General features: G+C 58.7%; 24 protein-coding genes. 3 read left to right on the forward strand and 21 right to left on the reverse strand.

Annotated features, from left to right (window positions below; genetic code table 11):
- Positions 1-26 precede the first annotated feature (26 nt).
- From CKW38_RS08735 to CKW38_RS08780, 10 genes are all read right to left on the reverse strand, one after another.
- Complete coding sequence (locus tag CKW38_RS08735; protein WP_095112492.1) at positions 27-2,483, reverse strand: phage tail protein; 2,457 nt, start codon at positions 2,481-2,483, stop codon at positions 27-29.
- Positions 2,484-3,119, reverse strand: coding sequence for a phage tail protein I (locus CKW38_RS08740; protein WP_095112494.1), 636 nt, complete (start codon positions 3,117-3,119; stop codon positions 2,484-2,486). It lies immediately after the preceding gene.
- Positions 3,116-4,111 (reverse strand): baseplate J/gp47 family protein, encoded by a 996-nt coding sequence (locus CKW38_RS08745; RefSeq protein ID WP_095112496.1) that lies wholly within the window; start codon positions 4,109-4,111, stop codon positions 3,116-3,118. The genes CKW38_RS08740 and CKW38_RS08745 overlap by 4 nt, the downstream gene beginning before the upstream one ends.
- Positions 4,108-4,440, reverse strand: coding sequence for a phage baseplate protein (locus CKW38_RS08750; RefSeq protein WP_095112497.1), 333 nt, complete (start codon positions 4,438-4,440; stop codon positions 4,108-4,110). The genes CKW38_RS08745 and CKW38_RS08750 overlap by 4 nt, the downstream gene beginning before the upstream one ends.
- Before the next feature lie 14 nt (positions 4,441-4,454).
- Positions 4,455-5,063 carry a phage baseplate assembly protein V gene (locus tag CKW38_RS08755; protein WP_095112498.1) on the reverse strand — a complete coding sequence of 203 codons (609 nt, stop codon included), beginning with the start codon at positions 5,061-5,063 and terminating at the stop codon, positions 4,455-4,457.
- 3 nt (positions 5,064-5,066) lie between these two features.
- On the reverse strand, positions 5,067-5,588 hold the full coding sequence (locus tag CKW38_RS08760) for a hypothetical protein (RefSeq protein ID WP_095112500.1): 522 nt from the start codon (positions 5,586-5,588) through the stop codon (positions 5,067-5,069).
- Between the two features lie 70 nt (positions 5,589-5,658).
- Positions 5,659-5,997, reverse strand: coding sequence for a phage holin family protein (locus tag CKW38_RS08765; protein WP_007908817.1), 339 nt, complete (start codon positions 5,995-5,997; stop codon positions 5,659-5,661).
- A gap of 108 nt (positions 5,998-6,105) precedes the next feature.
- Positions 6,106-6,681 carry a DUF642 domain-containing protein gene (locus tag CKW38_RS08770; RefSeq protein ID WP_007908819.1) on the reverse strand — a complete coding sequence of 192 codons (576 nt, stop codon included), beginning with the start codon at positions 6,679-6,681 and terminating at the stop codon, positions 6,106-6,108.
- A gap of 99 nt (positions 6,682-6,780) precedes the next feature.
- Positions 6,781-7,182, reverse strand: a complete 402-nt coding sequence (locus CKW38_RS08775; protein WP_095112501.1) for a tail fiber assembly protein — start codon at positions 7,180-7,182, stop codon at positions 6,781-6,783.
- A gap of 514 nt (positions 7,183-7,696) precedes the next feature.
- A complete protein-coding gene (locus CKW38_RS08780) occupies positions 7,697-8,431 on the reverse strand; it encodes an XRE family transcriptional regulator (RefSeq protein ID WP_007908821.1) in 735 nt (244 codons plus the stop codon).
- 211 nt (positions 8,432-8,642) lie between these two features.
- Between CKW38_RS08780 and mutS the strand changes: the two genes are divergently transcribed.
- Positions 8,643-11,225 (forward strand): DNA mismatch repair protein MutS, encoded by a 2,583-nt coding sequence (gene mutS / locus CKW38_RS08785; RefSeq protein WP_095112503.1) that lies wholly within the window; start codon positions 8,643-8,645, stop codon positions 11,223-11,225.
- A 163-nt stretch (positions 11,226-11,388) separates the two neighbouring features.
- Positions 11,389-11,712, forward strand: a complete 324-nt coding sequence (gene fdxA, locus CKW38_RS08790) for a ferredoxin FdxA (RefSeq protein ID WP_007908827.1) — start codon at positions 11,389-11,391, stop codon at positions 11,710-11,712.
- Positions 11,713-12,240: 528 nt separating this feature from the next.
- Here the strand turns inward: fdxA and rpoS are convergent.
- The 8 genes from rpoS to CKW38_RS08830 all read right to left on the reverse strand — a co-directional run bounded on the left by rpoS (position 12,241) and on the right by CKW38_RS08830 (position 19,459).
- On the reverse strand, positions 12,241-13,248 hold the full coding sequence (gene rpoS, locus CKW38_RS08795; protein WP_007908828.1) for an RNA polymerase sigma factor RpoS: 1,008 nt from the start codon (positions 13,246-13,248) through the stop codon (positions 12,241-12,243).
- 106 nt (positions 13,249-13,354) lie between these two features.
- Positions 13,355-14,236: a peptidoglycan DD-metalloendopeptidase family protein gene (locus CKW38_RS08800; RefSeq protein WP_007908829.1), complete on the reverse strand. Its 882-nt coding sequence runs from the start codon at positions 14,234-14,236 to the stop codon at positions 13,355-13,357.
- 212 nt (positions 14,237-14,448) lie between these two features.
- A complete protein-coding gene (locus CKW38_RS08805; RefSeq protein WP_171057346.1) occupies positions 14,449-15,084 on the reverse strand; it encodes a protein-L-isoaspartate(D-aspartate) O-methyltransferase in 636 nt (211 codons plus the stop codon).
- Between the two features lie 41 nt (positions 15,085-15,125).
- Entirely contained in the window at positions 15,126-15,875 is a 750-nt protein-coding gene (surE, locus tag CKW38_RS08810) for a 5'/3'-nucleotidase SurE (protein WP_095112505.1), read from the reverse strand.
- Complete coding sequence (gene truD / locus CKW38_RS08815; RefSeq protein WP_007908832.1) at positions 15,863-16,921, reverse strand: tRNA pseudouridine(13) synthase TruD; 1,059 nt, start codon at positions 16,919-16,921, stop codon at positions 15,863-15,865. Before truD ends, surE begins: the two co-directional genes overlap by 13 nt.
- Positions 16,918-17,391: a 2-C-methyl-D-erythritol 2,4-cyclodiphosphate synthase gene (ispF, locus tag CKW38_RS08820; protein ID WP_034149878.1), complete on the reverse strand. Its 474-nt coding sequence runs from the start codon at positions 17,389-17,391 to the stop codon at positions 16,918-16,920. Before ispF ends, truD begins: the two co-directional genes overlap by 4 nt.
- Before the next feature lie 44 nt (positions 17,392-17,435).
- Positions 17,436-18,281, reverse strand: coding sequence for an S-formylglutathione hydrolase (gene fghA / locus CKW38_RS08825; RefSeq protein ID WP_095112506.1), 846 nt, complete (start codon positions 18,279-18,281; stop codon positions 17,436-17,438).
- 65 nt (positions 18,282-18,346) lie between these two features.
- Positions 18,347-19,459 (reverse strand): S-(hydroxymethyl)glutathione dehydrogenase/class III alcohol dehydrogenase, encoded by a 1,113-nt coding sequence (locus tag CKW38_RS08830; RefSeq protein ID WP_007908835.1) that lies wholly within the window; start codon positions 19,457-19,459, stop codon positions 18,347-18,349.
- 116 nt (positions 19,460-19,575) lie between these two features.
- Here CKW38_RS08830 and CKW38_RS08835 point away from each other — a divergent pair, with 116 nt between their 5' ends.
- Entirely contained in the window at positions 19,576-20,472 is an 897-nt protein-coding gene (locus CKW38_RS08835; RefSeq protein ID WP_007908836.1) for a LysR substrate-binding domain-containing protein, read from the forward strand.
- Positions 20,473-20,559: 87 nt separating this feature from the next.
- Here CKW38_RS08835 and ispD read toward each other — a convergent pair whose 3' ends face one another.
- From ispD to eno, 3 genes are all read right to left on the reverse strand, one after another.
- On the reverse strand, positions 20,560-21,267 hold the full coding sequence (gene ispD, locus CKW38_RS08840) for a 2-C-methyl-D-erythritol 4-phosphate cytidylyltransferase (RefSeq protein ID WP_095112507.1): 708 nt from the start codon (positions 21,265-21,267) through the stop codon (positions 20,560-20,562).
- A complete protein-coding gene (gene ftsB / locus CKW38_RS08845; protein ID WP_007908838.1) occupies positions 21,264-21,542 on the reverse strand; it encodes a cell division protein FtsB in 279 nt (92 codons plus the stop codon). Before ftsB ends, ispD begins: the two co-directional genes overlap by 4 nt.
- Positions 21,543-21,713: 171 nt before the next feature.
- On the reverse strand, positions 21,714-23,003 hold the full coding sequence (gene eno, locus CKW38_RS08850) for a phosphopyruvate hydratase (RefSeq protein WP_007908839.1): 1,290 nt from the start codon (positions 23,001-23,003) through the stop codon (positions 21,714-21,716).
- Positions 23,004-23,073 lie beyond the last annotated feature (70 nt).

Raw genomic sequence — 23,073 nt, forward strand, 5'->3', positions numbered from 1 at the left:
AGCTAACCCTCGACTGGTTCTCGGCCTCAACGGCCGATAGCCAGAAAATAAAATTGTGCCGGGGTGGGGCCAATGTTGCGAATGGTCACGTTCGCCCTACTCTGAGCTCGAACCTGCCCGATATAGGTCGAGCCCGTCGGCGCATCCACTGCAGCATTGGGATAAGTCGTAAACACTGCTGGCACAAACAACGGGAACGCTACCGGAAAGGGCTGGAGGTAATTTGCGCCGGATGCGATTGCGTTCGTCATCCCCCACTGAATGATCAAACCTCCGAGCCACGTCGGAAATACGACGTAGCTACTGCCCAGGTTCTCAGAAATGCCAATTGAAAAGCCCCAACGCATTTTTTTGGGGGTGACTACAGCTTTGTCATCAGTGCCCGCGTCTGTCTGGGCTTGGGTGGCGATTTTTGCTGTGCCTTGATTGCTTTCGGAAGCTTGTTGCGCCAGAGTCGCCAGCGCAGTGATATCGATGTTTCCCTGATTGATCGACGCATCCCAGGCTTTGATGCACCACATGACGGCGATGTTGCGGGGGCGGGTTTCAGCGCCTCCGGTACTGGCAATGTAGCTTTGAGGGCCGCCGCTGGACGCATATTGCGCACCACTTCCCACCCTGTCACCGGCAGCCGAGTTGGTGATCCCCAGAACGGAGCCAGTGCCTACTGGACCTGTTGCGAACAGGGCATCGTGATAGTGGGACTTTACTTCGTCCCCCTGATAAATTCCGATCTGCCGCCCGGCATCCACACCGCGCCCATGATCCCAGCCGCGCAGGAACTCACCGCGTGATTCCGGCAAACGGAAGTTGCCTGCGCCTTCATTACCCCTGTTGTAAGTGGCGCCGAGATAGGCAGCCAGATCCGGATAGGTAGCAATGCTCTGCACACTGCCATCCAGTTCCAGATAACCGGGAGCGACGATGCCGGTCGGAAATGCCAGAACAGCGCCAACTGGAACAGCGGATTTAAGCCGTTCGACTTCCTTGACCAGCGCGGCGACATCGATGGTTCCCTGATTGACCGGGGCGTTCCAGGCTTTGATGCACCACATGACGGCGATGTTGCGCGGACGGACAGTGATTGCCGTATTCGCAATGTCGTTGCTGCCGGTAGCTGCGGCGTAGGACTGCGAAATACCTGTAAGAGAAGCATCACCATCTGAATTCAATCGGGCTTTGAAGGCTGCTACATTGTCATCCTGAGTGTTATAAAAACTGCCCACAACTTGCGATGTTTTCGTGGCATCCCCTGCGCAAACCGCCGTAGCGGCCTGTTGGCTGCCAATAGTTCGCTCGACATCCACTCCGCGCCCATGATCCCAACCGCGCAAGAACTCCCCACGCGCCTCGGGCAAGCGGAAATTGCCAACACCCTCGTCACCCTTGTTGAACTTGCCGCCCAGATAAGCGCTCAGGTCCGGGTACGTAGCACTGCTCTTGACGCTGTTATCCAGCTCCAGAAAACCCGGCGGTGGTGCATCAACCGGAAACGCGACAATCGAACCCACCGGCAACGCCGACGCCTTGGCAATCAGCGCTTCAACTTCAGCCTTGGTGTACGAATCCTTGATTCCGAACCCGGCCAACGTTTCAGGGTTCGCACCGGCAGTCGCCCGGCCATATTCATCAACCGTCAGACTTTTGTAAGTCCCGGCGGCAATCCCGGTGCGCCCGGCGAGCATCTTGAACGTCAGCGCGGTCGTGCCGAGGGTAATCGGCGCATTGGTGGTCAGGTGCCACAAAGAATCTCCATTCGCCGCGCCCTCCTCGACCATGACCGTCAGGCTCGGCGTGACCTTGGCGCTGCTGTTGGCATCGGTCGCCCGCACCCAGTCGCCATTGGCGACTATCCACAGGCCGTTGTCCTTGGCCAAGATCTGGTTCGCAACAAGCACGCGGTCGCCAGCAATCACTGCCACACCATCAATCTGCTGCGCACCGTTCAACACGACATTGCCAGTCGCAGCAACACGCACCGACTGCTTGCCATCGAGCTTGCCGAGTTCTTCGGCGAGGTAACTCATGACCCAGGCACGCGTGGCTTTAACCACGGTGTCATCAATCAACAACGTCACCAGCGACGCATTACTCGTCTCGAAAATCGAGCGAATGTAGAACTCTTTACCCGAACCCGACGTGGCCAGAACCGGTTTGAACGACTCCGGATATTTGACGATGGCGTAGAGAATCCCGGTGTCAGTCCACAACCCGGCCTCTCGTACATACCAACCGCCGACATCCGGCGGAATGGTCACTTCGGCGAGCAGCCAGCTCGGATTCTTCTCGTCCTGGAACAGCGCATTGAGCGGCCCGCGCCAGACTTCGCGTTTCAGCGCAGTGGCGGTCGCGGCCGGGTTGTAGACCGTGCCGCCGCCGTCGCCGACGGAAATCTGTGTCAACTTGATCGGCGTGCCCGCGGCCTTGCACGCCGTTTCGTAGGCAATCCCTGCGTTGGTGAGCAGGGTGTAATAGTCAGCCATTCAGGCCCCCTGAGGATAAATAGTGGATGTTTCGACGGTGTACATACCGGCAGCCATGAACGCCTCTCCCGAGGTTTCGAGCCCTTCGATGAACACCGGATAAACCGTGGTCAGTTCTCCGCAGAATGTCGCGGCGGCGATGACGTGATTGCCGAAAGCGCTCAAGCCAACGGAGACCGTCAGCACATCGCGCTCGCTCTTGGCATCCGCCAGGCGTCGGTCGAGACGGGCATCGATTTCTTCGCTGTAGGGTTGGTCGCTGAAGGCGCGAACGGAAAAGCTGTACGGCGCACCGGGCGGTGTCTGTTCGTACCAGGCGCGGATTTCCGGGCGCAGTTGCAAACCCTTGGCGGCGTTTTCCAGCGCCTTGCGGGTGCCGGCCTGACGCGCGGTGGGCCAGGCCAGTTCGACGGTCAGGCGTTTTTCCGCTTCCGGTGCGGCGCTGCTCCATTCGGCAACACCGCGATCCGCTGCCAGATACGGCAGAAAGGCGACCGGGGTTTCTGCGGGGTTCATCAGTTCCGGAAACGGCGGTGCGATGCGATCAAGCAAGGCGCCAAAGCCGAGATCCAGACCTCGTTCGAGTGCCGAACTGTTGGCCGGCAACAGCGTCGGGCGCTGAGTTTGTTCACTCATAGCGTCAGCACCTCAACCTCGACCGCCGTGCAATACGGCGCTTGAAACGCTGTCGTCACGATCGGCGCCAGCGGTTCGAGAATCTGCAGTTGCACGGCACCGGCGCTGTGCAGCGTGTAGTCGATCCAGCTCGGATCGACCCGGCCTTCGAGGCGATGGCAACTGTCGGCGTAGGCCTGCAGTTGCTGTTGCGCGGCGACTTTGGTCAGGCCGGAATCGGGGCCGGAATTGATTTTGGCGACGACGCGAATCTTGTAGCGCTGAATGTCGGCAGCCTTGACGGTGACGAGATCGGTTTCCGGTCGCACATCCGGCCGGGCGAAGTGTTCACGCACGCCTTCAAGCAATCCTTCAGATGGCGTCCCATCACCCTCTCGCGACAGCACCGTGACCTGCACTTCACCGGGCGCGGTGCGTCGACCGTTGCCATCCTTGACCTGCGCGGCGAGACCATCGGGGTTGAAGGTGTAAGTGACACTCACCACACCGGCATCGGTGGATTCGACCTTCACCGTTGGCCGCTCGCCGAGGGTGAAGACTTCGCGGCGATATTGCATCCGTGAGCCCGCTGCCGGTGCATGCGGTGCCAGGTAATAACGCAAGCGAGCATCGTCGTCGCTTTCATAAATCGCCGGCACCGGTGGAAATGCTGCCGGATCACCTGGATCAAGCAACTGCCGCTCAAGGCCCATGTCCGCCAGCCGTGCATCGAGGTTGCTGCCCGTCGCCCACCACGCCAGCATCTGTTTGATGCGAGCGTTGTATTTGCGCTCATGGGTTTGCAGCCGCACGCAGAAAGCTTCCAGCGCCAGGGTCAGCAGTTCACTTTCGTTTTCCAGGCTGGTCTTGAGTTTCGCAGCACTGTCCGGCGAACGCGCCCCGACGTATTCGACGACGAAAGTCTTGAACTCAGCGAGCAATTCTTCGAAGGCTTCAACGGTGATCAGCGCGGGTTCGGCCAATTGGTTCTGGCCGGGGATCAACATGCTCATGTCACGACCTCGAAGGTTTGTTGACGGTTTTTCCAGGTGCCGGCGAAACGCAGCAGCAGACCGGCGCCCTGACGGCTGGCGACGATCACTTGCGGCTGAAAATCGCTGATCCCGTTCTGCGTGTTGTAGAACGCTTGCGCCGCGTGGCTCTGGGCCAGAAGCAGGACGTCGTCGCCGAGGTTCTGCCCCAACAACGAGGGGATCAGCGATCCGTACAAGGGCCTTTTTTGCCGGGTACCCAGCGGCGTAGTCAGGGCCCGGGTCGCGCGCTGCACAAATTGCAGCCAGTCGTCGACCGTGGCCCCGCTGTCTCTATCGATTCCGATCATGGAAGGCTCTTGATTCAGGGGCTGATGACACGGCCCTGGTGATCGACCAATGGGCCGCTGAAGTGCACGCCCGAAGCGTCAATGGTCAGGCCGACTGCACCCAGTTGCAGGGTGATCAGTTGCGGTGTCATTGCCAGTCGTGCCGGGCCGATGCTCAGCTCCAGCGATTCACGAGTACCGTTGAAAGCTGCCGGGCCGTTTTGCCAGTGCAGGGTGTGTGAAGCATCGTCGTAGCCGCTTTCGCTACCGTCCTGATACACGCGACGGGTCAGCGTCGGGATCGTAGAGGCTGGCGGAAAACGGTCACTGTTCAAACCGAACAACGCCACGCTCTGTGCACCGCTTTCGCCGCTGCCGTAGTTGAACAGCAGACACTGCTCGCCCACCGTCGGAATCCGCGACTCACTCTGCGCGCCAGCGCTGGGATTGAAGAACTTGATGGCTGGCGTGAGCAAGCCACCGTGACTGACCTGACAGGTGTTGCTCGCGGCGTCGACGGTCTGGCAAATGCCGATACGGCAGAAGCTCTCGGCACGGCGGTGCAGGTCGTCGATTTCCGCTTCCATTTCGGCCAGGCGCTCGATGATCGGGCCGAGTTGCATGCGCAGTAATGCGTCGAACATCGGTCAGGCCTCCAGCGCGGTGTATTGGTCAGGGTCGTCGATATTGCTGACCTCCCAGGTGCGAGCGAATTTCGGCGTACCCAGTGGATCGTCCAGCAAGGTCGGGCCGAGGTAGAGGGTCTGGTTGAACGTCAGGGTCCAGGCTTTGTATTGCTGATCGCCGCGGATGAGCAATGACGGCAAGCCATCAATATTCATCGGCAGATCGCATTGATCGCCGGGCAGGTTCCAGCGGTTGTCAGTAATCAGGTTTTTCAGCACCGCGATCAGATCGCACGCTGCAAATGCGCTGGCGGCAAGGGCCGGGATGACTTGCAGGGAGACCGTCATGACATGAGCAATTCGCCCGTCAGCGGCACGCACTCCCGGTCCATTGCGGTCGAAGTCGATCAGCACCCAGGCCTGATCGCCCGGTGCAGTGAAATCATCATTATTGCCGACGCTGAGGTTGAGTCCGGTAGTGTTGCGCAGTGTCGTCGCGATGGCTGTGAACAGTTGCGACGGCTGCTGGATCGGTGTGGGCATACATGACCTCCTTTTCAATCGTCCACGCGCAGCCCTGCCGCCAAAATGGCGGCACGGAGAAATACCAAGTTCAAGGTTGGTCGCGAGGCGGTACTTCGCAGACGCCGATGCGCTTGGCAGCCCAGCGTTCGTACAACCCGATTGCCACGTCGGCGCCGGCCATTGCGGTCAGGCAACCGAAGGCGCCGGCGGCCCAGATCGACATGCCGGCGGCATACAGCAGCATGATCGCCGACACGCCGCAGATCATGCAGGCGCCCGAGCGCAGGGCCAGGCGCCGCAGCAATGACCAGCCGCGAGCGCCCTCCTTGTCGGCGCGCCACATTTCGCCGGACACCCCGCCCACTACGGCAAGGAGGATGACCAGCCAGATCGGCATGTCGGCCAGGGCTTGTTGCTCGTTTGTCATGTCACGCCTCCGGGGTAGCGTTGAGGAAACAAGAAATTGTGAGCAGACCCGATGCGTTGAGGTCATCTCTCACGTTTGAGTAAAACCAGCGCTCCCCGTCTACAGGCGTTACAAACGCTCGACAATGACGTCATCGATAAAGGCAAAGTTGGCGTACGGGTTCTGCTCGTTGGAAAACGCCAGCGTTGTCTGCGGCGTGGTTGCGGTGAAATCGTAGGTCAGAGTGGCCCATTCAACTGCAACGCCTTTGGCGGTCGGCGTGTTGAAGGTTGCGGTTTGTCCTGCCACTTTCATCTGGATGACACCGTCGCCCGAGCGGCTGGCAAAACGCGAATTGCCCGCACTGAAGGTCACTCGGTATTTGGCGCCCACGGTCGTTGCAAAGTTCTGCTGTATTCCACCGCCGTTGCCGTACACGTAGTTGGCCAAGTCAACGATCATCACGCCATCTGCTGCAACAGAGCCGCCAATCGCATTAGGCATATTGAAATATTCGGCACCAGACAGAAATGTCGTCCAGCCTGTGATGGCGTTGGCTTTTGCGGGAGTGTCCAAAATGCAGCCTGCGCCGCAGGTTGATTGCTCGAAACTGCCGTTCACCAACAGATTGGCAGCCAGTGCGTGGGTACCTGTGCCGAGCAGTACAAAAGTCGTGAAAAGCGCAGCGATTTTATTGTTCAACATGGTTTGTTTTTCATCCCTGATAAATTTCGGAATTGGTTGTGGTCTTCTGGCTCAAGGAACCAGGCACGATGGGTCTGCTTTCACAGCAGACTTGATGCGTCAGTAAGGAGCGACCGGCCACATGATGTTTGCCGGATACCCCGACTGTTTATCGATGTCGCTGAGAGCGATGCAGTACTGTTTGTGAGCCAGCAGCCGGGCCTGCTCTTCTGCCGTGGCCATGGCCAGGTCAACCTTGAACTGCAACGAGTTCATCAACAGCCAGTTGGCGGCAGCATTCAGCAATTGCCATTTCTGCTGTTCGGCTTCATTTCGCAGGTCTTCCTCGGTCGGTGGAGAAAAGGTCCAGATTCCGTTGAATGTGGCTCCCCACCCCAATCGAACATCCGAGCCGGTGACATCAACCCAGACGGAGGCTGGCGAAGCCGGTGCTTCAGGAGCGATTTCGCTCTCTTTCAGTTGGACCACTCTGTTGTATTCGACCAGTGCATAAAGATTCATGTGTATTCCTCGATGTGTGTTTTTCAATGCATGTCGTGTTTGATCAGGCAGGCATTCCAAAAAGCCCGGCGCTTGCACCCCGGGCTTTTCAGTAATGCGCTCCTTCGCCTTCCTTCAAATCCTGTGTTCAAGAAGGAAGCTGACTTTTCGGCGCTACTGGCGCGGTACGAGTCCATTCAAATTGTTTTTCCGACCGCGGTCCCTGCCCGCCGGATAACTGCTTCTGGTGCTTTACGCTGCACACCCGGGTCAGTTGCCAACCCTCTGAACCGTTGAGGCCGGTTCATCGCTGCCTGTTCTTGTGGAACTAAAGAGCTTTCTTGCCAGCCGCTTTGTCGAGCGGCTTGGTGGCAAGAATATGCATGTATGCATATCCAGTCAATGCGCAAATGCATTTATTTATGCATTAGAAATGCGCAAACGCATGAAAGCCCCGCAGCGAAAGGGTTTGGTGGTTTTATCCAAGCGAAAAAAAACCCGCCAACGAAGGCGGGTTTATCTGGAAGAGGTCTGGTTAGCGGGCGTACATGCCCCACCAGAAGACGTGACCGAGGATGACGATCTGCTCTTCCTGGATTTCCTGGAAGCTGTAGTCCTCGTCTGGATGCTCATCGCGATTGAAGCTGCGCAGACGAATGCCGGTAGGCAAGCGATAAAGCTGCTTCACGCGCAATTGGCCGTTGTGATTGATCGCGTACAGGTCGCCATCGATGATGTCGCCGATGCCGCACTTGCCCGCATTGACGCCGACGGTGGCACCATCACGCAAGACCGGCAACATGCTGTTGCCACGCACTGTCACGCATTTGGCCTGGTCGAACTGCACCCCGTTATGGCGCAGGCTGCGCTTGCCGAAGCGCAGGCTAGAGCGCTCGCTCTCTTCGATGACGAATCTTCCTGATCCAGCAGCCAATTCAACCTCGCGAAGGAACGGCACCGATACTTCGTCATCATCGACCGGCGTATCGTCGTCCCACAGCATTATGTCCTTGAGTTCCGCGTGTACATCATCACGCGCGGCACCGGCCGACGGCGCGACATCCGCGCGCCCGCGCAACTGATCGGTGCTCACGGCGAAGTACTCGGCGATCTTCGAGATATGTTTATCCGAGGGATCGACGATCTTCCCGCTGAGAATCCGCGAGAGAGTGGATTGAGGCACGCCGGTGCGACGGTGGAGCTCCGTGGGGGAGATCCCGTGCTGGTCGAGCAGTGCTCTTAAGACGGAGGCTACGTTGCGTTTTTGCATAACGCGCATAGTGCTTGAAGTTTTTAATGAAGACAAATGCTGATTTGCATAAATCGTGCATAACTACACCTTTCGGCGAAGAAAACCGTTACCCGGCTGCGATGCCTGCGTCCGGCAGACTGCCCATGGTAACCTTGCGCCCATCGCGCGAAAGCCTGGCCGATGCCCCCGCTTTTGCCCTACATCTTTTAACGAGTTGCCTGACAATCCGATGAATAAAGCCGTCTCCGACCTGTCCTCCCACACTCCGATGATGCAGCAGTACTGGCGCCTGAAGAATCAGCACCCGGATCAGCTGATGTTCTACCGCATGGGCGACTTCTACGAGATCTTCTACGAAGACGCAAAGAAGGCTGCCAAGTTGCTCGACATCACCCTGACCGCGCGCGGGCAGTCGGCGGGACAGGCGATTCCGATGTGCGGGATTCCTTACCACGCGGCGGAAGGCTATCTGGCGAAACTGGTCAAGCTCGGCGAATCGGTGGTGATCTGCGAGCAGGTCGGCGATCCAGCGACCAGCAAAGGCCCGGTTGAACGTCAGGTCGTACGAATCCTCACGCCGGGTACGGTCAGTGATGAGGCGCTGCTCGACGAGCGCCGCGACAACCTGATCGCTGCGCTGTTGGGTGATGAGCGTCTGTTCGGTCTGGCCGTGCTGGACATCACCAGCGGCAGCTTCAGCGTGTCGGAAATCAAAGGCTGGGAAAATCTGCTGGCGGAACTGGAGCGGATCAACCCGGTGGAATTGTTGATCCCGGACGACTGGCCAAGGGACCTGCCAGCGGAAAAACGCCGTGGCGTCAGTCGCCGTGCACCGTGGGATTTCGAGCGCGACTCGGCGCTTAAAAGCCTTTGCCAGCAATTCTCCACCCAAGACCTGAAGGGCTTTGGTTGCGAGAACCTGACCCTGGCCATCGGCGCTGCCGGTTGCCTGTTGGCGTATGCCAAGGAAACCCAGCGCACCGCCCTGCCCCACCTGCGCAGCCTGCGCCACGAACGTCTCGATGACACCGTGGTGCTGGACGGTGCGAGCCGCCGCAATCTTGAACTCGACACCAACCTGGCCGGTGGCCGCGATAACACCCTGCAATCGGTCGTCGATCGCTGCCAGACCGCCATGGGCAGCCGCCTGCTGACCCGTTGGCTGAACCGTCCGCTGCGCGATCTGACCGTGCTGCTGGCACGCCAGAGCTCGATCACTTGCCTGCTCGATCGCTATCGTTTCGAAAAGCTGCAACCGCAGCTCAAGGAAATCGGCGACATCGAACGGATTCTCGCGCGGATCGGCCTGCGCAACGCGCGTCCTCGTGATCTCGCACGGCTGCGCGACGCCCTTGGCGCACTGCCTGAACTGCAAGTGGCCATGACCGACCTGGAAGCGCCGCACCTGCAAGGTCTGGCGACCACCACCAGCACTTACCCGGAACTGGCGGCGCTGCTGGAAAAAGCCATTATCGACAACCCGCCTGCGGTCATCCGTGACGGCGGCGTGCTGAAAACCGGTTACGACAGCGAACTCGACGATTTGCAATCGCTGAGCGAAAACGCCGGTCAGTTCCTCATCGATCTGGAAGCCCGCGAGAAAGCCCGCACCGGCCTGAGCCACCTGAAAGTTGGCTATAACCGCATTCACGGCTACTTCATCGAACTGCCGAGCAAGCAGGCCGAATCGGCGCCAGCGGATTACATTCGTCGGCAGACGCTGAAAGGCGCCGAACGCTTTATCACGCCGGAACTGAAAGAATTCGAAGACAAGGCGCTGTCGGCCAAGAGCCGCGCCCTCGCACGCGAGAAGATGCTTTACGAAGCGCTGCTGGAAGACTTGATCAGCCAATTGCCACCGTTGCAGGACACCGCTGGCGCACTGGCCGAACTCGACGTGTTGAGCAACCTCGCCGAGCGCGCGCTGAACCTCGATCTGAACTGCCCACGTTTCGTCAGCGAGCCGTGCATGCGCATCTCCCAGGGTCGTCACCCGGTGGTCGAGCAGGTGCTGACCACGCCGTTCGTGGCCAACGACCTCAGTCTGGATGACAACACGCGCATGCTGGTGATCACCGGCCCGAACATGGGCGGTAAATCCACCTACATGCGCCAAACCGCATTGATCGTGCTGCTGGCGCATATCGGCAGCTTCGTGCCGGCCGCCAGTTGCGAACTGTCGCTGGTCGATCGCATTTTCACCCGCATCGGTTCCAGCGATGACCTCGCGGGCGGCCGTTCGACCTTCATGGTTGAAATGAGCGAGACCGCCAACATCCTGCACAACGCCACCGAGCGCAGCCTGGTACTGATGGACGAAGTCGGTCGCGGCACCAGCACCTTCGACGGTCTGTCGCTGGCGTGGGCTGCGGCGGAGCGCCTGGCTCATTTGCGCGCCTACACACTGTTCGCTACACACTACTTCGAACTGACCGTGTTGCCGGAAGCCGAGCCATTGGTGGCCAACGTCCACCTCAACGCCACCGAGCACAACGAACGCATCGTGTTCCTGCACCACGTGCTGCCCGGCCCTGCCAGCCAGAGTTATGGCTTGGCAGTGGCGCAGTTGGCCGGCGTGCCGAGTGAAGTGATCGTGCGTGCCCGCGAGCACTTGAGCCGACTGGAAGAAACCGCGTTGCCGCATGAAGCGCCGAAACCTGCGGCCAAGGGCAAACCGGCGACGCCACAGCAAAGCGACATGTTCGCCAGCCTGCCGCATCCGGTACTCGATGAGCTGGCTAAACTGGATCTGGATGACCTGACCCCGCGTCGTGCGCTCGAAATGCTCTATGCATTGAAGAACCGGATATAAGCACTGAAGAAGCGGATATAACGCAAACGGCTTCAAGCTGTTAGAATCTCGCGCGGTTTGGGATGCTGCTGGCTAATAGCCTGGCCAGCAGGTATCGCTCCCGAACCTGGCGACCCCAACCGTGAAGGGGCAACGCTGCCGCCGCCTGAGGAGAAAATTAGAAATGACCTTCGTCGTCACCGACAACTGCATCAAGTGCAAGTACACCGACTGCGTAGAAGTCTGTCCGGTGGACTGCTTTTACGAAGGCCCGAACTTCCTGGTGATTCACCCGGATGAGTGCATCGACTGCGCCCTGTGCGAACCGGAATGCCCGGCCGTAGCCATCTTCTCCGAGGACGAAGTTCCGGAAGAGATGCAGGAGTTCATTCAACTCAACGTTGAGCTGGCTGAAATCTGGCCGAACATCACCGAGAAGAAAGAATCGCTGCCGGATGCCGAAGAGTGGGACGGCGTCAAAGGCAAGATCAAAGACCTCGAACGCTGATCTGCCCCGCGCTCGAATGAAAAGGCCCCTCGCGGGCCTTTTTGCTTTTCTGTGTTCTGCTTTTCTGCGGGCAAAAAAAAGGGGCGGTATGACCCGCCCACATTTTTTCCCTATTCCCTGTATTCCTTTTCATCGTCCTGATGAATCGCGTCCTGCGATGTCCGTTCCCCTCATCCTTGAAGGGCGTGTCTGTCCGTCGACACAAACCAGATACTAGAGAATTCCCCGGCGAGAGCAATCGGCCCTGAGACCGTAGAAGCGCTGTAATAAGCACTTCACATTAAAAAATAAATATATAAATCAATAAGTTAAATAACAACGCCGAGAATAATCGACGTCTGCCGTCCTGTAAAAATAGTGAACACCTACGAAAGAGTAAGCCAAGGCTTACACCGCGAGACTACAAACGATGGAATTGCCAACCGTACGTCCGGCAATCAACAGCGTTGTAAGGGACAGCCACCAAATCCAGGCCAACAAAAAGCCCCGAACCAGTCGGGGCTTTCTGCGGGCGGACGTGAGAGGCGCTTACTGGAACAGCGACTCGCTCGACAGGCCATTCTTCTCAAGAATTTCACGAAGGCGCTTGAGGCCTTCTACCTGAATCTGCCGCACCCGTTCCCGGGTCAGGCCGATCTCCAGGCCTACGTCTTCCAGCGTGCTGCTCTCGTGACCGCGCAGGCCGAAGCGACGCACAACCACCTCGCGCTGCTTGTCGGTCAGCTCCGACAGCCATTGATCGATGCTCTGCGACAGGTCGTCATCCTGCAACAGTTCGCACGGATCGGTCGGACGATCATCGGTAAGGGTGTCCAGCAGGGTTTTATCCGAATCCGGACCCAGCGAGACGTCGACCGAAGAAACCCGCTCGTTCAGGCCCAGCATGCGCTTGACCTCGCCCACCGGTTTTTCCAGCAGGTTGGCGATTTCTTCGGGTGAAGGTTCGTGGTCGAGCTTTTGCGTCAGCTCCCGTGCAGCCCGCAGGTACACGTTGAGCTCCTTGACCACATGGATCGGCAACCGGATGGTCCGGGTCTGATTCATGATCGCGCGCTCGATGGTCTGACGAATCCACCAGGTTGCATAGGTCGAGAAGCGGAAGCCGCGCTCGGGATCGAACTTTTCCACCGCCCGGATCAGCCCGAGGTTGCCCTCTTCGATCAGATCCAGCAGCGACAGCCCCCGATTGACGTAACGCCGGGCGATTTTGACCACCAGCCGCAGGTTACTTTCAATCATGCGCTTGCGCCCGGCCGGATCGCCACTTTGCGACAAGCGCGCAAAATGAACTTCTTCCTCCGGGGAGAGCAATGGGGAAAAGCCGATTTCGTTGAGATACAACTGCGTGGCATCAAGTGCACGCGTGTAGTCGATGTACTTATGTTGTTTAAGTGAAGCGGAGTGTTTGGATTTGGAACGAACGGAAGGTGGAGCAGCCCCTTCATCATTCGACATCGAATCCGAATCGATGCCGGTCTCCATAAGGAGAACCTCATCGTCGATGTCAAACTCCGGCACTTCTTTACTGAGAGCCATTGTTATAGTCCTTTGGTGAGTTCGACCCCAAGCTCAAGCGACGCCTTTATCCTTGGCAGCGCTGGAGCCTGTCCCCTCTACGTGACGGAACAGGCTGGCTTACAAATCAACGTCTTGGCAGGAACTGCAGCGGATCCACAGGTTTACCTTGGCGGCGAATCTCAAAATGCAGTTTCACCCGGTCTGTACCCGTTGACCCCATTTCGGCAATTGTCTGTCCGACCTTGACCTGCTGTCCCTCCCGAACCAACAGCCTGCGGTTATGTCCGTAGGCACTGACGTAGGTTTCGCTGTGTTTGATGATGACTAATTCGCCGTAGCCCCTTAAGCCACTCCCGGCGTATACCACCGTCCCATCAGACGCAGCTAAAACAGGCTGTCCCAAATCTCCGGCGATATCAATTCCTTTATTCAAACTACCGTTTGAAGAGAATTTTCCAATCAGAATGCCATTAGATGGCCATCCCCAGCCGGTCGGGGCCGGGCCTGCCGGAGGCAGTGGTGCGGGCGCTTGCTTGTTGGCGACGGACGGTGCAACACCCGCAGAACCGCCAGTAGAACCGGTGGTTGTGGTGGTCGTCGTGCCATTTGCCTGGCGCCGGATTACCGTGGTTTTACTCGAAGAAGAAGGCGAAGAACTGCTGTTGCCGACCACCGCCGTCGGCGTTGAACCGGTGCGGCCATCGAAGCGAATCGTCTGACCCGGATGGATCGTGTACGGCGTAGGAATATTGTTCCGGGCCGCGAGGGCTTTGTAGTCCCAGCCGTAGCGAAACGCGATCGAAAACATCGTATCGCCGGGACGGACTACATACTGTCCGGTCGTCACGGTAGGACGCTGGGCCACCGCATTATTGCGATCGACCACCCGCACATTGCTCGATTTGGTGCTGGAGCAACCGACCAGCAAGGTGCTCAAGACAAGGCCAGTCACCAGGCGCTGAAAGCTAGTGTTACCCATACGCTGCGCAATGACTGTGAGACTCACCCGCCGCTCCCTTTGTGGTGGCTGAAAAATGTGAAATGCCGGATGTCGGCATGAGGTGTCGCAAGTATAACGGGCCGGATCGGCTTTACCTTTAATGAAGCGAAATCGCTTCGCGCACACGTTTGCAAGCTGACAATCTGCTGCGTTTAAACCATCGCTGCCGGAGTAAGACACAGGCGAACGAAAGGAATTCAGCGTGCGTAAACAAATGCTCAGGCAAGCGGCCCATTGAGCAACGGCACGAAACGAACAGCCCCCAGAACATGCCGGGAAAAGCCGTTTTCCTCACGCACGATCAGCAACAATTGCTGCACTTCTCCGGAACCCACCGGAATCACCATGCGCCCGCCCGGAGCCAATTGGTCGAGCAAGGCTTGCGGAACATCGGTGGCCACGGCGGTGACGATAATGCCGTTATACGGCGCCAGCGCCGGCCAGCCTTCCCAGCCATCGCCCCAGCGGAACACCACATTGCGCAGGTTCAGTTCAACCAGACGTTCCTTGGCCCGGTCCTGCAGGACCTTGATCCGCTCGACCGAGAACACTCGCTCGACCAGTTGCGACAACACAGCGGTCTGGTAACCGGAACCAGTGCCGATCTCCAGCACTTTATCCAGCGGTCCCGCCTCCAACAGCAGCTCGCTCATGCGCGCCACCATATAAGGCTGGGAAATGGTCTGGTTATTGCCGATCGGCAGCGCCGTGTCCTCGTAAGCGCGATGTGCCAGCGCTTCATCGACGAACAGATGACGCGGCGTACGCCGAATCACTTCCAACACCTTGGCGTTGGACACGCCCTCTTCGTACAGGCGCTGGATCAGACGCTCGCGGGTACGCTGCGAGGTCATGCCGATACCGCTGCGCAGCCTGTCTTCGTGTTCACGGGCCATCAGCGCAGTCCCTCCAGCCAGCCATCGAGACTTCTGAAGGCGTCATTGAAGGTGCGATCAAGCTGCAAGGGCGTGATGGAGACAAAACCTTGCATCACCGCATGAAAGTCGGTGCCGGGGCCGCCATCCTCGGCATCGCCGGCGGCAGCAATCCAGTAACCGGCCTTGCCACGCGGATCGACCACTTTCATCGGCGCCGCCGCACGGGCGCGATGGCCGAGTCGGGTCAGCTGGATACCACGAATGTGATCAATGGGCAGATTGGGAATGTTCACGTTGAGCACCGTGCGCGGCGGCAGATCGAGCCCGGCATGGGCCTCGACCAGTTTGCGCGCAAAGTACGCCGCCGTCGGCAGATTATCCACTTGCCGCGAGACCAGCGAAAAAGCGAACGACGGACGCCCGAGAAAACGTCCCTCGAGGGCGGCCGCCACTGTCCCGGAATACAGCACATCGTCGCCAAGGTTGGCGCCGAGGTTGATGCCGGAAACCACCATGTCCGCCTCGCGTTCCAGCAGGCCGTTCAGGCCCAGGTGCACGCAGTCGGTCGGTGTGCCGTTGAGGCTGATAAAGCCGTTGGCAAGGTATTGCGGGTGCAGCGGACGGTCGAGCGTCAGCGAACTGCTGGCGCCGCTTTTGTCCTGCTCCGGGGCGATAACCACGCACTCGGTGTAATCCGCCAGCGCAGCATAGAGCGCGGCAAGACCGGGTGCGGTTACCCCATCGTCGTTAGAAATCAGAATACGCATGGGCTGTCCGTCTGCCCCACCGGCACCAGATCAACGAGTTCGCGCACCAATACGGTGGCGAAGCATCCGGCCGGGAGGACGAATTCCAGTTGCAGAATGTCAGGCTGGGGATAATGCCACGTCAACCCGCCAATGGGCAGCCGCAGGATGCGACGTTCGTGGCTCATGCCGGCATGAACCAACCAATCGCGCAGCTCTGCTTCATCGGCGGCGATCCCCTGCTCCAGTTCATGGACAACGCCTGCGGTCGGCGAGTCACCTTCGCCCCACTGTGGACCGGTCGGATGCAGATCGAGAATCGCCAGACGCGGGTCGCTGCATTCAGCTTCTCCGGCCGGGAAAAAACTGCGGCTGTCGGTGAACGCCAGCAGATCGCCGACCTGAGCTTTTTGCCAAGTACCATCGGCAACACGCGCCGCCAGCACTTTGTTGAACAGAAAACTGCGCGCGGTCGAGAGCAGGCGCGAGCGCACATTGCGCTGCTCCGGCAAAGCCTTGCGCGCCGCCCACGCACGCGCATCAACGACGTTGCCGCCGTCATGGCCGAAACGCTGGGCGCCGAAATAATTGGGAATGCCCTGTTTGGCGATCAGTTGCAGACGCTGTTCAATCGCGTCTTTGTCGCCAGTGAACTGAGTCAGGCGCAAGGTAAAACCGTTGGCCGAATGCGCACCGCGTTGCAGCTTACGCTTGTGCCGGGTGGTCTTGAGGATCTTCAGCGTGTCGTTTTCCGCCGCTGACAGATCCGGATCGGCCTTGCCCGGCAGTTGCACGCTGAACCACTGACGGGTCAGCGCCTGACGATCCTTCAGCCCGGCATAGCTGACGGTGCGCAACGGCACGCCGGCAGCCTTGGCAATACGTCGTGCGGCTTCTTCAGTGTTGAGGCCGCGTTTTTCGACCCAGATCCACAAGTGCTCGCCGTCGCCGCTGAACGGGATGTCGAGCACTTCATCGACCTGAAAATCTTCGGCGATGGCTTTTAGTATCGCGCTGCCGAGAGCTTCGCCATAGGCACGCGGGCCGAGCAATTGCAGTTCATTCATGCGCGCAGCAACAAGGCAACGGAGTGCACGGCGATGCCTTCTTCGCGACCGACAAAGCCAAGCTTTTCGGTGGTGGTAGCTTTCACGTTCACTTGATCCAACTCAACTTGAAGATCCGCCGCGATCAGCGCGCGCATCGATTCGATATGCGGGGCCATTTTCGGCGCCTGGGCAACGATGGTGTTGTCGACGTTGCCGACTTTCCAGCCCTTGGCATGGATCAGCGCGACCACATGACGCAGCAGCGCACGGCTGTCGGCGCCCTTGAATTGCGGGTCGGTGTCCGGGAAGTGTTTGCCGATATCACCCAGCGCCGCAGCGCCGAGCAAGGCATCGCTCAAGGCGTGCAGCAAAACGTCACCGTCGGAATGAGCGAGCAGCCCGAAGCTGTGTGCGATACGCACGCCGCCCAGAGTAATGAAATCGCCTTCAGCGAAACGGTGCACATCATAGCCGTGGCCAATACGCATAAAAAAAACGCCCCGATTTTTGTCAGGGCGTGATTCTACCTGCATTAACCGCGCAGGGCGCGTGCGTGATGCTGCAAGTGGTCGTCTATAAAGCTTGAGATGAAGAAATAGCTGTGGTCGTAGCCCGGTTGCAGGCGCAATGTCAGCGGATGGCCCGCTTGTTTTGCTGCTTGTTGCAAGGCTTCGGGTTTGAGCTGAGTGGCGAGGAAGTCGTCGCGATCACCCTGATCGACCAGCAGCGGCAGTTTTTCGTGGGCCTCGGCGATCAGCGCACAGGCATCCCACTCTTTCCACTTCGAACGATCTTCGCCCAAGTAACGGGAGAACGCCTTTTGCCCCCATGGGCAATCCATCGGGTTGTTGATCGGCGAGAACGCCGACACCGATTGATAGCGACCAGGGTTGCGCAATGCGCAGACCAACGCACCGTGACCGCCCATGGAGTGGCCGCTGATGCTGCGTTTGTCCGAAGCGGGGAAATGCGCTTCAACCAGTGAAGGCAATTCCTGCACGACATAGTCATGCATCCGATAGTGGCGCGACCAAGGTTCCTGGGTGGCATTCAGATAGAACCCGGCGCCAAGGCCGAAATCCCAAGCGTTGTCCGGATCACCCGGGACATCGGGGCCGCGCGGGCTGGTGTCCGGCGCTACAATGATCAAACCCAGTTCGGCAGCCATGCGCATCGCGCCGGCCTTCTGCATGAAGTTCTCATCGGTGCAGGTCAGGCCTGACAACCAATACAGCACTGGCAGCTTGCCGCCCTGCTCAGCCTGCGGTGGCAGGTAGACGGCGAACACCATGTCGCAACCGAGCACGTCAGAGCGATGGCGATAGCGCTTGTGCCAACCGCCGAAACTCTTCTGACAGGAGATGTTTTCCAGATTCATATGAAGACTCCTACGTGATCACGACCACAAGCCTTCAAGACTTGTAGCCATGTCGCCACGATTGATCAGAAATGAATGACGGTACGAATGCTCTTGCCTTCGTGCATCAGATCGAACGCTTTGTTGATGTCTTCCAGGCCCATGGTGTGGGTGATGAACGTATCCAGCGGGATTTCGCCGCTCTGGGCCATGTCGACGTAGCTTGGCAACTCGGTACGACCGCGCACGCCGCCGAACGCCGAACCGCGCCAGACGCGACCGGTCACCAACTGGAACGGACGGGTCGCGATTTCCTGGCCGGCACCGGCCACACCGATGATCACCGACTCGCCCCAACCTTTGTGGCAGCACTCAAGGGCGGCGCGCATCAGTTGCACGTTGCCGATGCATTCGAAGGAGAAGTCGACGCCGCCATCGGTCATGTCGACGATCACTTCCTGGATCGGACGATCGAAGTCTTTCGGGTTTACGCAGTCGGTTGCACCGAGTTGCTTGGCGATTTCGAACTTGGCCGGATTGATGTCGATGGCAATGATGCGCGCAGCCTTGGCTTTCACCGCGCCGATCACCGCTGACAGACCGATGCCGCCGAGACCGAAGATGGCCACGGTGTCACCCGGTTTGACCTTGGCGGTGTTGAGCACTGCGCCGATACCGGTGGTGACGCCGCAGCCCAGCAGGCAAACCTTTTCCAGTGGCGCGTCCTTGGAGATCTTGGCCACGGATATTTCCGGCAACACGGTGTATTCCGAGAACGTCGAAGTGCCCATGTAGTGGAAAATCGTTTCGCCCTTGTAGGAAAAGCGCGAAGTGCCGTCCGGCATCAAACCTTTACCCTGAGTGGCGCGAATTGCCTGACACAGGTTGGTCTTGCCCGACTTACAGAATTTGCACTGGCCGCATTCCGGGGTGTACAGCGGAATCACGTGATCGCCCACCGCAACCGAGGTTACGCCCTCGCCGATGGCTTCAACGATCGCGCCACCTTCGTGGCCAAGGATCGACGGAAAGATGCCTTCCGGATCAGCACCGGACAGGGTGTAGGCGTCAGTGTGGCAAACCCCGGAAGCCACCACGCGCAGCAACACTTCGCCGGCCTTGGGCATGGCGACATCGACTTCTACGATTTCCAGCGGCTTCTTGGCCTCGAAGGCAACGGCGGCGCGCGACTTGATCATGCTGACTCTCCAGTGAATCCAATGAATAAAAAACCAGACAAGGAGTGTAATACATGGCTTTACGATGAATAATCCGGACAAAAGCAAAACATTATTGCCATACAGGGATAATCCCCATGTCCGAAAACCGCTGGGAAGGCATCGACGAGTTCGTCGCCGTCGCCGAATGCAGCCAGTTCACCGCCGCTGCCGAACGTCTTGGGGTTTCGTCCTCGCACATCAGTCGCCAAATCGTCCGACTCGAAGAGCGTTTGCAGACGCGTCTGCTCTATCGCAGTACCCGGCGCGTGACACTGACCGAGGCCGGGCAGACCTTTCTGCAACATTGCCAACGCTTGCAGGATGGTCGCGAAGAAGCCTTGCGTGCGGTGGGCGACCTGACCAGTGAGCCGAAAGGCATGCTGCGCATGACCTGTGCCGTGGCTTACGGCGAACGCTTTATCGTGCCGCTGGTAACGCGGTTCATGGGGCTTTATCCGCAGCTGCGCATCGATATCGAACTGAGCAATCGCCAACTCGACCTGGTGCATGAAGGATTGGACCTGGCGATTCGTCTCGGTCGCTTGCAGGACTCGCGGCTGGTCGCGACACGCCTGGCGCCACGGCGAATGTTTCTCTGCGCTTCACCGTCCTACGTTGAGCGGTACGGCCGCCCACACAGCCTGTCGGAATTGAGCCGACATAATTGCCTGATCGGCAGCTCGGACATCTGGCAGCTTGAGCAAAACGGCCGGGAGTTTTCCCAACGGGTGCAGGGCAACTGGCGCTGCAACAGTGGGCAAGCAGTGCTGGATGCGGCGTTGCAGGGGGTTGGGCTGTGTCAGTTGCCGGACTATTACGTGCTGGAGCATCTGCACAGTGGCGCGTTGATTTCCTTGCTGGAGGCGCACCAGCCACCGAACACGGCGGTGTGGGCGCTGTATCCGCAGCAGCGGCATTTGTCGCCGAAGGTGCGCAAGTTGGTGGATTTTTTGAAGGAGGGATTGGCTGAGCGGCCGGAATATCGAGGTTGAAAAGCAAAAGATCGCGGCCTTCGGCAGCTCCTACAAAGGCATGCGAACCCATGTAGGAGCTGCCGAAGGCTGCGATCTTTTGATCTTTTAGCGGCGATTCGCCCAACGCTGACGCAACCATTCGAGATCTTCAGGCCGGGTCACCTTGAGGTTATCCGCCCGCCCTTCAATCAGTCGCGGCTTGAGACCGGCCCACTCCATCGCCGAAGCTTCATCAGTAATCAGCGCATCCGCCACCAGACTGTCCGCCAACGCCCGATGCAACGCGCCGAGGCGAAACATCTGCGGCGTATACGCCTGCCAGATCACGCTGCGATCGACGGTTTCCAACACCCGACCTTGCTTGTCGACGCGCTTCAACGTGTCGCGCGCAGGGACGGCGAGCAAACCGCCGACCGGATCATCCGCCAGTTCATCGAGTAACTTGTCGAGATCTTCGCGACTCAGATTCGGTCGTGCCGCATCGTGCACCAGCACCCAATCTTCATCATCGGCACCCTGCGCATGCAAGTGCAGCAAGGCATTGAGCACCGAACCAGAACGCTCGGCCCCGCCTTCAACCCGCTGAATGCGCGGATCGCTGACGCACGCCAGGTTCGGCCAGTAAGGATCATCAACCGCAAGACTGACCACCAGTCCTTTAAGGCTTGGGTGATCGAGGAAACAGCCGAGGCTGTGTTCGAGAATTGTGCGCCCGCCCAATTGCAGATATTGCTTGGGACGGTCCGCGGCCATTCGGGCACCGACGCCCGCGGCAGGAATCACGGCCCAGAAGGCCGGCAGGGAATTGATCATTGGGCCAACTGGTAAAGGGTTTCGCCGTCCTTGACCATGCCCAGTTCGTGACGAGCCCGCTCTTCAACGGTCTCCATGCCCTTTTTCAACTCACTGACTTCAGCGTCCATCACGCGATTACGCTCCAGCAAACCTTCGTTCTCGGCATGTTGATCAGCAATCTGCTGATTCAGCTCGGCAACTTGCGCCAGACTGCCATTGCCCACCCACAGGCGGTATTGCAGACCGGCCAGTAGCAAGAGCAAAACGAGAAACAACCAGTAAGGACTGCGCATCGAATATCAGGTATCCAGTGAAAAAAGACAGCCACGCCAAAACTTTGAAGCATCTGATAGCACGAAGCCTGGAAGACCCAGGCTTGTGCTGTTAAGGCATCAGATTAGTGGCAAATCCATCGCTGTCACGACTTTTTCGACACAATCCGGTGTCCTTCCATCGATTTGTACTTAGCCGCGAAACTCGCTGCGACCGTTGTACTTGGCCTTGCCATTCAACTGCTCTTCGATACGCAGCAGTTGGTTGTACTTGGAAACGCGGTCGGAACGGCACAGCGAACCGGTCTTGATCTGGCCAGCCGAAGTACCCACAGCCAGGTCGGCAATGGTCGAATCTTCGGTTTCGCCGGAACGGTGCGAGATCACTGCGGTGTAACCGGCTGCCTTGGCCATCTGGATGGCTTCCAGGGTTTCGGTCAGGGTGCCGATCTGGTTGAACTTGATCAGGATCGAGTTGGCAATGTTTTTATCGATGCCCTCTTTAAGGATCTTGGTGTTGGTCACGAACAGGTCGTCGCCCACCAATTGAACCTTCTCGCCGATCTTGTCGGTGAGGATTTTCCAGCCAGCCCAGTCGGACTCGTCCAGACCGTCTTCGATCGAGATGATCGGGTAACGTTCAGTCAGGCCTTTCAGGTAGTCAGCGAAACCTTCAGCGGTGAACACCTGGCCTTCGCCGGACAGGTTGTACTTGCCGTCTTCGTAGAATTCGCTGGCCGCGCAGTCCAGAGCCAGAGTCACGTCGGTGCCCAGTTTGTAACCGGCATTGGCCACAGCTTCGGAGATTACTTTCAGCGCGTCTTCGTTGGACGCCAGGTTCGGTGCGAAACCGCCTTCGTCGCCAACGGCAGTGCTCAGGCCACGAGCCTTCAGCACAGCTTTCAAGTGATGGAAAATCTCGGTGCCCATGCGCAGACCTTCCGAGAACGACTTGGCGCCAACCGGCTGCACCATGAATTCCTGGATGTCGACGTTGTTATCGGCGTGCTCGCCACCGTTGATGATGTTCATCATCGGTACCGGCATCGAGTAAACACCCGGAGTGCCGTTGAGGTTGGCGATGTGTGCGTACAGCGGCAGGTCCTGGTCCTGCGCAGCAGCCTTGGCCGCAGCCAGAGACACAGCGAGGATGGCGTTGGCGCCCAGAGTTGCCTTGTTTTCGGTACCGTCGAGCTTGATCATCGCGTGATCCAGGGCTTTCTGGTCGCTTGGGTCGGTGCCCAGCAGCAGATCGCGGATCGGACCGTTGATGTTGGCTACCGCTTTGAGCACGCCCTTGCCCAGGTAACGGCTCTTGTCGCCATCACGCAGCTCGAGCGCTTCACGCGAGCCAGTGGATGCACCGGACGGCGCGCAAGCGCTGCCGATGATGCCGTTGTCGAGAAGCACGTCCGCTTCCACGGTGGGATTGCCACGGGAGTCGAGAACTTCACGACCTTTGATGTCGACGATTTTTGCCATTGTTGTAAACACTCCAAAGTTGACGAAAACGACGCAGCTAGAGGAAATCTTTTTACCGTCGGCAAGGGGT

It is taken from the genome of Pseudomonas sp. Irchel 3H7, from assembly GCF_900187605.1.
In the GTDB taxonomy this organism is placed as follows: Bacteria; Pseudomonadota; Gammaproteobacteria; order Pseudomonadales; family Pseudomonadaceae; genus Aquipseudomonas.